Genomic DNA, 12,120 nt, shown 5'->3' with positions numbered 1-12,120 from the left:
GACCGGTGCGCTACGTCGACGAGTACCGCGACGCCGCCAAGGCCGGGGCGCTCGCCGCCCGGATCGCCGCGCTGTGCGAGCCGGGCCGCACGTACAAGTTCATGGAGGTCTGCGGCGGCCACACCCACACGATCTACAAGCACGGCCTGGAGGACCACCTGCCCTCGATGGTGACGCTGGTGCACGGGCCCGGCTGTCCGGTGTGCGTGATCCCGATGGGCCGGGTGGACGACGCGATCCACATCGCCGAGCAGCCGGGCGTCATCATGACGACCTTCGGCGACATGATGCGCGTGCCCGGCGGGCGGGGCTCCTTCCTGGACGCGACGGCCCGTGGCGCGGACATCCGCATGGTCTACTCGCCGCTGGACGCGCTGAAGATCGCGCGGGAGAACCCGGGCAAGCGGGTCGTCTTCCTGGCGATCGGCTTCGAGACCACGGCCCCGTCCACGGCCATGACCGTCCTGCGCGCGGAGGCCGAGGGCATCGAGAACTTCTCGGTGTTCTGCAACCACGTGACGATCATCCCGGCGATCAAGGCGATCCTGGACTCGCCCGGCCTGCTGCTGGACGGGTTCATCGGCCCCGGCCACGTCTCGACGGTGATCGGCTGCCGCCCGTACGCGTTCATCGCCCGCGACTACGGCCAGCCGTTGGTGGTGGCCGGGTTCGAGCCGCTGGACGTGCTGCAGGCGGTCTACCAGAACCTGCTCCAGCTCTCCGAGGGCCGCGCGGAGGTCGAGAACCAGTACGCCCGGGTCGTGCCGTGGGAGGGCAACCTCAAGGCTCTGGCCGTGATCGACGAGGTGATGGAGCTGCGGCCGACCTTCGAGTGGCGCGGGCTGGGGTTCATCTCGGATTCGGCGCTGCGCGTGCGCGAGCGGTACGCCGCCTTCGACGCCGAGGAGTTGTTCGGCGTCCCCGGCGGGCGGGTGGCCGACCCGCAGGCGTGCCAGTGCGGCGAGGTGCTGAAGGGCGTGCTCAAGCCCTGGGAGTGCAAGGTGTTCGGCACTGCCTGCACCCCGGAGACGCCGATCGGCACGTGCATGGTGTCCTCGGAGGGCGCGTGCGCCGCGTACTACAACTTCGGCAGGTTCTCACGCGACCGGGTCAGGGAGGCGACCCGGACGTGAGCGCGGATGTGGGCCGGGATGTGGGCCCGGATGTGGGCACGGACGTGAGCACGGATACGAGCGGGCGGAAGGGCGGGGCGCCGTGACCGGCGAGGAACAGGTCCTGGAGCGGATCGAACGGGCGCGCCGCCGCAAGGCCCGCGTACGCGAGGATCTCGTCACGCTGGCGCACGGCGCCGGGGGCAAGGCCACGCGCACCCTGGTCGAGGCGGTGTTCCTGGAGTCGTTCGCGAACCCGCTGCTGGCCCCGCTCGGGGACGGCGCCGTGGCGGACGGGCTGGCCTTCACCACCGACTCCTTCGTCGTGACGCCGCTGTTCTTCCCCGGCGGGGACATCGGGGACCTGGCGGTCAACGGCACCGTCAACGACCTGGCGATGTGCGGGGCGAACCCGTCGTACCTGTCGGCGGCGTTCATCCTGGAGGAGGGCTTCCCCGTGGAGGACCTGCGCCGCATCACCGCCTCGATGGCGGCGGCGGCGCGGGTGGCGGGCGTGCCGATCGCGACCGGCGACACCAAGGTCGTGCAGAAGGGCAAGGCGGACGGCTGTTACATCACCACGGCCGGGGTCGGCACCGTCGACTCGGCGGTCAGGCTGCGCGCGTCGGCCGCGCGGCCCGGGGACGCGGTGATCGTGTCGGGCCCGATCGGCGAGCACGGCGTGACGGTCATGCTCGCCCGGGGCGAGCTGGACATCGAGGCCGAGGTGACCTCCGACACCGCGCCGCTGAGCGGGCTGACCGCCTGCCTGCTGGACGCGTGCGGGCCGGGCGCGGTGCGCTGCCTGCGGGACCCGACCCGCGGCGGGGTGGCGACCGTGCTCAACGAGATCGCCGGGGCCTCGGAGGTCGCGGTGGTCCTGGAGGAGGACGCGATCCCGGTGCGGACCGCCGTGCGCGGGGCGTGCGAGCTGCTCGGCATCGACCCGCTGTACGTCGCCTGCGAGGGCCGCATGATCGCCGTCGTGGAGCCGGGGTCCGCGCCCGCCGCGCTCGCCGCGTTTCGCGCGCACCCGCTCGGCGCGGGGGCGGCGGTCATCGGGCGCGTCGCCGAGGACCCTCCGGGGCTTGTGCTGCTCAGGACCGGCTTCGGCGGCACGCGGATCGTGGACGTGCTGGTGGGCGACCCGCTGCCGCGCATCTGCTGACGTCGCCCGGGGTAGAGGACAAATGGGATGAATGACCTGATCGGGGGGTGGGATCGTGATGACCACGCCATTGGGTACCGGCGCCGGCCGCCGTGTCGATCTCGGCAAGCTGCGTCAGCGGGTGCACCGCAAGGTCGTCCAGGCGGGCGATCGCGCCTTCGAGAGCCCTCCGCGCGGCGACAAGCGCCCTCCGCGCGTGGTGAGCGAGCAGGAGCGGCACGGGGTGCCCCCGACCGACACCGAGGCCAGCTCGCCGCTCGGCGTCGGCCCGAGCAGCGGCGGCGGCCGCGCCGAGACGATGGCCCATCGCGAGATGAGCCGCAGGAGGGGCGGCGCCGAGGGACCGTCCGCCCGTCCCTACGGCCACGGGCGCGCGGAGCACGGCACGGGCGTCGGGGTCCAGGAGACCATCGAGGAGTCGAGCCCGTACCTGGAGCCAGGGGACCAGGGAGGCTGACCGCGGGTGGGCGCGGTGCCCGGAAGGGGTGATCCGCGGTCGCGCGGGTGGCAGAGTTGAGCCGTGGCGGATGACGAGGTACGCATCGGAGTGTTCCTGCTCGCCGCGGCCTTCCCCGGCCAAGACCACGGCGAGGTGCTGGCCGCCGCCGTGGACACGGCCGTCGCCGCCGAGCGGGCCGGGTTCGACGACGTGTGGATCGCCGAGCACCACTTCATGTCGTACGGGGTGTGTCCTTCGGCCACGACCCTCGCCGGGTACGTGCTCGGCCGCACCGAGCGCATCGGCGTCGGGACGGCCGTCAGCGTGCTCTCGTCCCGGCACCCGATCGCGCTCGCCGAGGAGGCCGCCCTCCTGGACCGGGTGTCGGGGGGCCGCTTCCGCCTCGGGGTCGGGCGCGGCGGCCCGTGGGTCGACCTGGAGGTCTTCGGCACCGGTCTGGACCGCTTCGAGAACGGCTTCACCGAGAGCCTGGACCTGCTGGTCGCCGCCCTCACGCGGCCCGCGGTCTCGGCGGACGGACCCGTGTTCCGCTTCCGCGAGGTGGACATGGTGCCCCGGCCCGGCGGGCCGCTGCTTCCCGTGGTCGCAGCCACCTCGGACGCGACGGCGAGGATCGCCGCCGCGCGAGGGCTGCCGCTGCTGCTCGGCATGCACGTCGGCGACGAGGAGAAGGCCGCCCTGGTGGAGGACCACGCGCGGGCCGCCGCGGCGAACGGCCGCGGGCCGTCCGGCACCGGCGATGTGGGCGATGCGAGGCGTACGGGGCCTGTGGGGGGTGGCGGCGGGAAGGTGGGGTCCGGGCATGTGGCGGCGGGCGTCGCGTACGTCGCGGACACCACCTCCGAGGCCGTGGCCGTGATGCGGGAGTCGCTTCCCCGCTGGCTGGAGCCCGGCCTGGCCGGGTACCTTCCCGTGGACGGCCGGCCGTACCGCCCGAGGGACGCCGCCGAGTACGCCGAGTTGCTGTGCCGCCTGCACCCCGTGGGCTCGCCCGCGCACTGCGCGGAGACGATGATCACCACGATCCGGCGCACGGGCGTCCGGCACCTGCTCTTCCTGGTGGAGGGCGCGGGCGACCCGGCCCTCACCCGCGAGAACGTCGCGCGGCTCGGCGCGGAGGTCCTCCCCGCTGTCCGCGCGGCATTCCGACTTTCTCCGCACAACTCCCCATAACCGCTATTTCACAATAAGTTCGGATGGCGGGTAAGGGCGGCGCCCAATAGCATGAGCCCTCCATTCATCCCATGAATCAAGCGGGAGTATCCGTGGCCTGCCCCCAGTGCGGATTCGCGCTGCCCTCCGACGCGCAACGGTGCCTCACCTGTGGCTTGCCCGCCGGCGCCCACGCGGGCCCGCCCGTCCGCCCGGACCGTCCCGTGCGCCCCATCCATGGGATGACAACCCCCGCGCCCTCCAGGTCGCGCGGTTCGTGCAGATCTCGGCGATCGGCGCGGGCGCGCCGCCACGGGCGGGCGCGGACGACGTCTGGGCGGCGTACATCAGGGCCAAAGGGGACGCCGAGGACGACCTGCGGGCGCGCGACCTGGCGTGGACGATCCTGCGTCCCGGCGGCCTGACCGACTCCCCCGGCACCGGCCGCGTGAACCTCGCCGAAGGCGGGACGCTGCGCGGCATGGTCACCCGGGACGACGTCGCGGCCGTGATCGCCGGGCTCCTGGACACGCCCGGGACCTCCGGCCGCACGTTGGACCTGGTCCAGGGCGACGTGCCGGTGGAGGAGGCGGTCCGCGCGGCGGCCTCCTGAGATGTTCCCCACGGACGGGCGCGGGGGCTTGTCGCGGGCGGAAACCGAATGCGATTCTGACCGCATGAACCGTGTGACGACCAACGGCATCGAGCTGGTCTACGACACCTTCGGCACGCCCGGCGCACGCCCGTTTCTCCTGATCACGGGACTGGGCTGCCAGATGATCTTCACCGACGAGGACCTCTGCGCGATGCTCGCCCACAGCGGGCACCACGTCGTCCGCTACGACAACCGGGACGTAGGGCTGGCCACCCACCTGGACGACGCCCCCGTCCCCGACGTCACCCCCGCGCTCACCGGCGACCCCGTCACCGCGCCGTACCTGCTGGACGACATGGCCGACGACGCGGCCGGGCTGCTCGACGCGCTCGGCTGGGACAGCGCCCACGTGTTCGGCGTGTCGATGGGCGGCATGATCGCCCAGACGTTCGCCATCAGGTACCCGGAGCGGACGCGCAGCCTCACCTCGGTGATGTCCACGCCGTCCTTCACCATCGGGACCCCGACGGACGAGGCGCTGGCCGCGCTGCTGTCCGGGTCGTCCCCCGACCGGGAGTCGGTGGTGGCGAGCGCGGTGGCCTCCGCGCGGGTGTTCGGCTCGCCCGGCTACCCGCTGGACGAGGAGCGCGTCGCCCGCGTGGCCGGTGAGAGCTTCGACCGCTCCTTCGACCCGGCCGGGTGGGGCCGCCAGTTCGGGGCCGTCATCGCCTCGGGCGACCGCAGCGAGGCGTTGCGCGGGCTGTCCGTCCCCGCCCTGGTGATCCACGGTGAGGACGACCCGCTGATCCAGGTCGCGGGCGGCGTCGCCACGGCCGACGCGATCCCCGGCGCCAAGCTGCTGACCTTCCCCGGCATGGGCCACGACCTGCCGCGCCCGCTCTGGCCGGAGATCGTCGCCGCCGTCACCGAGCTCACCGAACGCGCAGAAGGGCGTTAAGGCCTGCCTATGGCCTCGCTCCGCTCGGCGGTTCGGGGCCATGCGGTCCCCGGGCGCCGTACCGTGGAGCTGTGGAGAGGATCCTCGTCAGCGCCTGCCTGGTCGGGCGCCCGGTGCGCTACGACGGCCGCGCCAAGGACGTCGGCGGCGCGCTGCTCGCCCGGTGGCGCGACGAGGGCCGTCTCGTGCCCTTCTGCCCGGAGATGGAGGGCGGGCTGCCGGTCCCTCGGCCGCCCGCCGAGATCGAGGGCGGCGCAGGCGGGGCGGCCGTGCTCGCGGGCACGGCGCGCGTCCTGACGTTCGCGGGCGCCGACGTCACGGGCAACTTCCTCGCGGGCGCGCAGGCCGCGCTGGCCGTGGCGCGGTCGATGGGCATCACGATCGCCCTGCTGAAGGAGGGCAGCCCCTCGTGCGGCGGCCTGCGCATCTACGACGGCACGTTCCGCGGGCGGGTCACCCCGGGGGCGGGCGTCACGTCCGCTTTGCTGGAGGCGGGCGGCGTCCGCGTCTTCGGCGAGGACCGCCTGGACGAGGCCGCCGCGTACCTCGCCGAGCTGGAATCGGCGTCCGGCACGAGCTGAGACCCCTGGACGGCCCGGGATCGGACGGCATCGGCAGGGGCGGGCACCGGCCGGGGAGCCCGCTCCGGACGGCCCTGAGCGGCCCGCCGGGCGGCGTTCATGGGCTGACGGTGTCCGTGGCCGCCTCGCCGCCGATGATGGCCTTCTCGTCGGGTTTGAACACCAGCACGTTGCCGATGTACGAGCGCAGGGCGGCGTCCAGCCCGACGTCGCGCCCGGCGGCCTCGGACATGAACCAGCGGTGGTCGAGCACCTCGTGGAAGAGCTGCGCCGGCTCCAGCTTGCCGCGCAGCTCGGGCGGGATCGACGTCACCGTCGGCTGGAAGATCTCGGCGAGCCAGCGGTGGGCCACGATCGCCTCGTCCTCGTGGCGCAGGCCCTTGGCCACGCGGAAGGAGTCGAGGTCGTTGAGCAGCCGCCTGGCCTGGTTCTCCTCGACGTCGAGCCCGGTGAGGCGCAGCAGGCGGCGCTGGTGGTGCCCGGCGTCCACGACCTTGGGCCGGACGATCAGCCGGGCCGTCCCCGCCTTGCGCCGGACCATCATCTCGGCGACGTCGAAGCCGAGGGAGTTGAGCCGCCGGATGCGCTGGTCGATGAGGTGCCACTCGACGTCCTCGACGATCTCCTCCTGCGTGAGCTCCTCCCACAGCCGGTGGTAGCGGCGGCAGAGTTGCTCGGCGAAGGCGAGCGGGTCGATGGACGAATGCAGGAAACCGCCCGCCTCCAGGTCGAGCATTTCCCCATAAATGTTGATATGGGCGACTTCGATGTCGTAATTGCGCTGGCCCTCGCTGAGCACCGGATGCAGTTCCCCGGTCTCGGCGTCCACGAGGTACGCCGCGAACGCCCCGGCGTCCCGGCGGAAAAGCGTGTTGCTCAGCGAGCAGTCGCCCCAGTAGAACCCGGCCAGGTGGAGCCGGACCAGCAGCACGGCCAGCGCGTCGAGCAGGCGGCTCAACGTGTCCGGGCGCAGCGTGCCCGACAGCATGGCGCGGTAGGGCAGCGAGAACTGCAGGTGACGCGTGATCAGGGCGGAATCCAGCGGCTCGCCCGCGGCGTCGCGCCTGCCGGTCACCACGGCCACGGGCTCGACGGCGGGCGCGTCGAGGCGGCTCAGGTCCCACAGGAGCTGGTACTCCCGCTTGGCGTACCGCTCGCTGATCTCCTTGATCGCGTAGACCCGGCCGGAAAGCCTGGCGAACCTGACGATGTGCCGCGAGATGCCGCGCGGCAGCGTCACCAGGTGGCGCTCGGGCCAGTCTTCCAGCGGGACGTCCCAGGGCAGGCGAATGAGGTCGGGATCGCTCGGGGCGCCCGTCATCTGGAGCGGCAAACCGTGCTCCTCCGTCTCGGGGGTCGGTCGGAGTGCTCTACCAGACGCTAGCCGTTTCCGCCGCGCCATGCCGGAGCGGTTCACCCCGTGGACACCCGGAGGGCCGCCGGCCTTTGCGTTGCGTGCCCGCCCGGTGACGTACCGGAGGCGCTCGTGATCGCCTGGGGGTCCGGAGGCGGACCGCCGAGGCCCTGACCGGCCAACTTTCCCAGGCTGGTCTAGACCGGGTCATGAGGGTGTCGATTTGGCCTCAATTTGTGGCATCATCGGGCGGTGACCTGTGCTGTTGCTAGGTTTCATCGGAGTTTCACCGAGCGTCGCACCCCGCCGTTGGTCGCGGGTCGAGTGCTGGTCGGCTACAGCTCGATCACGGGTTGGCCCATACCACTTGACGCTACAGGGGGATGGACGTACGTTCCTCAAACGTTTAGGAAACTTTCCTATTTGATTGCCCCATTCCTGGAGGGTTGCATGACCAACTCCGCAGGTTCCCCCAAAGACATCACCCGGCGGCAGATGCTTCGCCGTATCGGCCTGACCGCCCTCGTCGCCGGACCGGCGGGCGGCATGCTGAGCGCGTGCGCCACCAGCGGCGGAAGCTCCGACCCCAGCCCCACCGCCGCGTCGAGCGCCGCCGCCACCTCCGCGGCCAACCCGTTCGGCGTGAAGGCGGACGCCGCGCTCGAAGTCGTCATCTTCAAGGGCGGCCTCGGCGACAGCTACGCCACCGATGTCCACGAGCCGTTGTACAAGAAGGAGTTCCCCGGCGCGACCATCAAGCACGTCGCGACGCAGCAGATCGCCCAGACGCTCCAGCCGCGCTTCGCCAGCGGCGACGTGCCGGACTTCATCGCCAACTCCGGTTCGGACCTGATGGACAACGGCGCCCTCCAGACCGAGGGGCAGCTCCTCGACCTCACCCCCCTGTTCGAGGCCCCGTCGATCGACGACCCGAGCAAGAAGATCAAGGACACGCTGCTCCCGGGCGCGATCGATTCCGGCTTCATCGCCGGCAAGCCGTACATCCTCAACTACGTGTCGAGCGGCTACGGCCTCTGGTACAACTCCAAGCTCTTCCAGGAAAAGGGCTGGACGCCGCCGAAGACCTTCGACGAGTTCAAGACCCTCTGCGACACGATCAAGAAGGCCGGCCTCACGCCGTACGCCTACGCCGGCAAGAACGCGTCCTACTACCAGTACTGGATGATCCTCATCACCGCCGCCAAGGTCGAGGGCAACCAGGTCCTGCTGGACATCGACAACCTGGTCGATGGCGCCTGGACCAAGGACTCGGTGAAGCAGTCCGCCGCGGCCTGGGCCGAGATCGGCAAGTTCATGGACAAGAGCTACGAGGGCCTCATCCACACCGAGGTCCAGACCAGGCAGAACCAGGACAAGATCGCGTTCTACCCGTCCGGTTCGTGGCTGGAGAACGAGCAGAAGTCCAACACCCCGGCCACGTTCGAGTACGCCGTGACGCCGACCCCGAGCCTCACCGCGTCCGACAAGATGCCCTTCGAGGCCATCCGCTCCGCCGCCGGCGAGCCGTACATCATCCCGGCCAAGGCGAAGAACACCGCCGGCGCGCTGGAGTACGCCCGCATCATGCTCTCCAAGGAGGGCGCCAAGGGCTTCACCGAGAAGTCCGGCAGCCTCACCATCGTCACCGGTGCCGCCGAGGGGGTGACCCTGTCCCCGGGCATCAAGAGCCTCAATGACGCCCTGACCGCCGCGGGCGCGAACATGGTCACCTACAGCAGCTTCGAGAACTGGTACAAGGAGCTCGAGACCGAACTGCGCAAGCAGACGAACTCCCTGATGTTCGGTCGCATCTCCGCCGACGAGTTCTGCGCCAACATGCAGAAGAAGGCGGACTCCGTCAAGGCCGACACCTCGATCACCAAGCAGAACCGGACGGTGTAGTCGATCATGCGGCATGGCGACGTCGGGGGCGCCGGGAGGCTGGCCTCGAACAAGATGAGGAAGTACGGGTTCATATTCTCCTTCCTCGTGATCCCGGTGGTCCTCTATGCGATCTTCGTGATCAGCCCGTACGCCCAGGCCTTCTATATCTCGCTCACCAACTGGCGGGGTATCTCGGCGAATCCGCAGTTCGTAGGGCTTGAGAACTTCACGCGCCTGCTGAGCGACGACGTCTTCTGGGCGGCCGTGCGTCACCATGCGCTGCTGCTGATCGCCATGCCGCTGATCACCATCGCGATCGCGCTCTTCTTCTCGTTCCTGCTCAACCTCGGAGGCGGGAGCAAGGGCGGCCGGATGTCCGGCGTCGCCGGGTCGAAGTTCTACCGGGTCGTCTACTTCTTCCCGCAGGTCCTGGCCGTGGCGGTGGTGGGCGTCCTGTTCCAGGCCATCTACCGCCCCGACGCGACCGGCGTGCTGAACGGCCTGCTCGGCATCTTCCACATCGGCGAGGTCGGCTGGCTCATCGACACGAACCTCGCCCTGTGGTCGATCATGGGGGTGGTGATCTGGCAGTCCGTCGGCTTCTATGTGGTGTTGTTCTCGGCCGGCATGTCGGCCATCCCGAGCGACGTCTTCGAGGCCGCGGCCCTGGACGGCGCGGGCCGGTTCCGGCTGTTCTTCAGCATCACGCTCCCGCTGATCTGGGACACCATCCAGGTCGGCTGGGTGTACCTGGGCATCGCGGCGTTCGACTGCTTCGCCCTGGTGCAGGTGCTGTCGGTGGACCGCGGTGGGCCCGACAACGCCACGACGGTCCTGCCCCTGGAGATCTGGCGCACGGCGTTCACGTTCTCCAAGTTCGGCTACGCCTCGGCGATGGGCGTGGCCCTGTTCTTCCTGACCATCACGTTCGCGGCACTGAGCCTGCGTGTGACGCGGCGCGAGAGGATCGAGCTCTGAGATGGCGACCCAAACCGACGCGTACCGGGTGGCCGGCGCGCCCAGTGCCGCCGCCCGGCGCAGGCAGAAGAAGAACAGCACCGGGGTCTTCGGCACCCTTTCCCACATCGCGCTGATCGTGTGGACGATCCTGGTCGTCGGCCCGATCCTGTGGACGTTCCTCGCGTCCTTCAAGACCAACCCCGAGATCGTGGGAGACGCGCCGCTCGCGCTGCCGCACAGCTTCAGCTGGGCCTCATGGGGCCGCGCCTGGGAGAAGGCGCACATCGGCCGGTACATGCTGAACACCGTCCTGGTGGTCGGCGTCAGCACGTTCTTCACGATGCTGTTCGGCTCGATGGCCGCGTACGTGCTCGCGCGGTTCCGGTTCCCCGGCAACCGGCTCATCTACTACTTGTTCGTGTCGGGCCTCTCCTTCCCGGTGTTCCTCGCGCTGGTGCCGCTGTTCTTCGTCGTGCGCAACCTCGGCCTGATCGACACGCACGCCGGCGTGATCCTCGTCTACATCGCCTACTCGCTGCCGTTCACGGTGTTCTTCCTGACGGCGTTCTTCAAGACGCTGCCGCAGTCGGTGGCCGAGGCGGCGATGATGGACGGGTCCTCGCACACGCGGACGTTCTTCCAGATCATGGTGCCGATGGCCAGGCCCGGCCTCATCAGCATCACGATCTTCAACATCCTCGGCCAGTGGAACCAGTACCTGCTGCCCATCGTCCTCCTGTCGGGCAGCGTCGAGGACAAGTGGCTGCTCACGCAGGGCATCGCGAACATCAACACCAACGCCGGCTACGAGGCCGACTGGCCGGGGCTGTTCGCCGCGCTCAGCATGGCGATCCTGCCGATGCTGATCGTGTACATCATCTTCCAGCGGCAGATCCAGTCCGGTCTCACCGCCGGAGCGGTCAAGTAGCCGTCCCGGCAGGGGGCTTTGAGTGGCTCATTTCACCATCTGTAGGACATTTCACCCCCAGATTTTCCTACAGATGGTGGAAGATCATCCGAACAGGTCTGTGAGGTGTATGCGGGATCGACGTGGACGACAGCGGCCCCGGCACGGGCCGCCTCGTAGACGATGAAGCTCCTCAGCTGGTGGAAGCTCCACGAATGCAGAGTGACCCGCTTGGGCTTGCGGAGCCGTACTGAAGTCCGACGTCTACCGCCTGTCGGCGACCGTGGAGGGCAAGGGCTGGACGACCTGGCTGCCCAACAAGCTGAGCGCCGTCGAGTTCGGCAAGACGAGCACCGTGCGCGTCTACCGGTTTTGTCCGTAGTGCTCCGGCCTTCAGGCCGGGGGTGTAGCGGACCGTCCCGCGTAGCGGGGCAAGAACAGCCGATTCGCCGTCAGGTGAACCGGCGTCCACCCCGATCAGGCCGGTCGTTTCTGCTGCTCGATGTACTGCTTGAGCACGGCCGGCGGGGCCCCGCCGACCGGCCCGGCGAAGTAGGAGCCGGACCAGGAATGATCACTCTGCAGGTGTTCGCGGACGTGGGCGCCGAACTCCTTGCGCAGCATCCGAGCCGAAACCTCCGTCAACGAGTTGACCAGCTTGGCCAAGGCGACCTTGGGCGGATGGTGGACCAGCAGGCGGACGTGGCCGTCCTCGCCGTTGAACTCACCAAGTTCGACCTCGAAGCCGGCACAGACCTCCCGCATGATCTGTTCGCATCGGACCGGCATCGGGCCGGTGAAGGCCCCACGCCGATACTTCGTGACGAACACCAAATGGGCGTGGAGGTTGGAGACGACATGCCGTCCGCTGTGCACATCCGGGTTCGGTTTCCCTCCCGGTGACGCAACGAAACGATACGATCACGGTGTGGCGAAGGTAAAGCAGGCGCGGGCGCATGTGGCCCGCCTGGAGTTGAGCACGGCCCAGG

At 70.0% G+C, this 12,120-nt stretch carries 11 protein-coding genes and 2 pseudogenes; 10 read left to right on the top strand and 3 right to left on the bottom strand.

Translation table 11 applies throughout. The features are described from left to right. Positions 1-5 precede the first annotated feature (5 nt). The 7 genes and pseudogenes from hypD to AB0M95_RS24345 all read left to right on the top strand — a co-directional run bounded on the left by hypD (position 6) and on the right by AB0M95_RS24345 (position 6,026). Positions 6-1,133 carry a hydrogenase formation protein HypD gene (gene hypD / locus AB0M95_RS24375; protein ID WP_363768704.1) on the top strand — a complete coding sequence of 376 codons (1,128 nt, stop codon included), beginning with the start codon at positions 6-8 and terminating at the stop codon, positions 1,131-1,133. 82 nt (positions 1,134-1,215) lie between these two features. Then, positions 1,216-2,280: a hydrogenase expression/formation protein HypE gene (gene hypE / locus AB0M95_RS24370; protein ID WP_358512687.1), complete on the top strand. Its 1,065-nt coding sequence runs from the start codon at positions 1,216-1,218 to the stop codon at positions 2,278-2,280. 58 nt (positions 2,281-2,338) lie between these two features. Continuing rightward, positions 2,339-2,737 (top strand): hypothetical protein, encoded by a 399-nt coding sequence (locus AB0M95_RS24365; RefSeq protein ID WP_363768701.1) that lies wholly within the window; start codon positions 2,339-2,341, stop codon positions 2,735-2,737. Between the two features lie 63 nt (positions 2,738-2,800). Next, positions 2,801-3,913 (top strand): LLM class flavin-dependent oxidoreductase, encoded by a 1,113-nt coding sequence (locus tag AB0M95_RS24360; protein WP_363768698.1) that lies wholly within the window; start codon positions 2,801-2,803, stop codon positions 3,911-3,913. Positions 3,914-4,157: 244 nt separating this feature from the next. Next, a pseudogene (locus AB0M95_RS24355) lies at positions 4,158-4,505 on the top strand (NAD(P)H-binding protein); the annotation flags it as partial. A gap of 64 nt (positions 4,506-4,569) precedes the next feature. Further along, on the top strand, positions 4,570-5,445 hold the full coding sequence (locus AB0M95_RS24350; RefSeq protein WP_363768695.1) for an alpha/beta hydrolase: 876 nt from the start codon (positions 4,570-4,572) through the stop codon (positions 5,443-5,445). Positions 5,446-5,516: 71 nt separating this feature from the next. Then, a complete protein-coding gene (locus tag AB0M95_RS24345; protein ID WP_363768692.1) occupies positions 5,517-6,026 on the top strand; it encodes a DUF523 domain-containing protein in 510 nt (169 codons plus the stop codon). Between the two features lie 97 nt (positions 6,027-6,123). Here AB0M95_RS24345 and AB0M95_RS24340 read toward each other — a convergent pair whose 3' ends face one another. Next, positions 6,124-7,359 carry a DUF4032 domain-containing protein gene (locus AB0M95_RS24340; protein ID WP_363768689.1) on the bottom strand — a complete coding sequence of 412 codons (1,236 nt, stop codon included), beginning with the start codon at positions 7,357-7,359 and terminating at the stop codon, positions 6,124-6,126. 471 nt (positions 7,360-7,830) lie between these two features. Here AB0M95_RS24340 and ngcE point away from each other — a divergent pair, with 471 nt between their 5' ends. From ngcE to AB0M95_RS24325, 3 genes are read left to right on the top strand one after another with little or no spacing between them, the layout of a single operon-like run. After that, a complete protein-coding gene (gene ngcE / locus AB0M95_RS24335) occupies positions 7,831-9,282 on the top strand; it encodes an N-acetylglucosamine/diacetylchitobiose ABC transporter substrate-binding protein (protein ID WP_363768687.1) in 1,452 nt (483 codons plus the stop codon). A gap of 6 nt (positions 9,283-9,288) precedes the next feature. Continuing rightward, positions 9,289-10,242: a sugar ABC transporter permease gene (locus tag AB0M95_RS24330; protein ID WP_363768684.1), complete on the top strand. Its 954-nt coding sequence runs from the start codon at positions 9,289-9,291 to the stop codon at positions 10,240-10,242. Between the two features lies 1 nt (position 10,243). Next, positions 10,244-11,152 carry a carbohydrate ABC transporter permease gene (locus tag AB0M95_RS24325; RefSeq protein WP_363768681.1) on the top strand — a complete coding sequence of 303 codons (909 nt, stop codon included), beginning with the start codon at positions 10,244-10,246 and terminating at the stop codon, positions 11,150-11,152. 86 nt (positions 11,153-11,238) lie between these two features. Here AB0M95_RS24325 and AB0M95_RS24320 read toward each other — a convergent pair. After that, positions 11,239-11,391, bottom strand: a pseudogene (locus AB0M95_RS24320) (IS200/IS605 family accessory protein TnpB-related protein); the annotation flags it as partial. Positions 11,392-11,608: 217 nt separating this feature from the next. Next, complete coding sequence (gene tnpA, locus AB0M95_RS24315; RefSeq protein ID WP_363768678.1) at positions 11,609-12,007, bottom strand: IS200/IS605 family transposase; 399 nt, start codon at positions 12,005-12,007, stop codon at positions 11,609-11,611. Positions 12,008-12,120: the final 113 nt, after the last annotated feature.

The organism is Sphaerisporangium sp. NPDC051017 (assembly GCF_040683095.1).
In the GTDB taxonomy this organism is placed as follows: domain Bacteria; phylum Actinomycetota; class Actinomycetes; order Streptosporangiales; family Streptosporangiaceae; genus Sphaerisporangium.
This window is presented reverse-complemented; position numbering and strand designations above follow the sequence as displayed.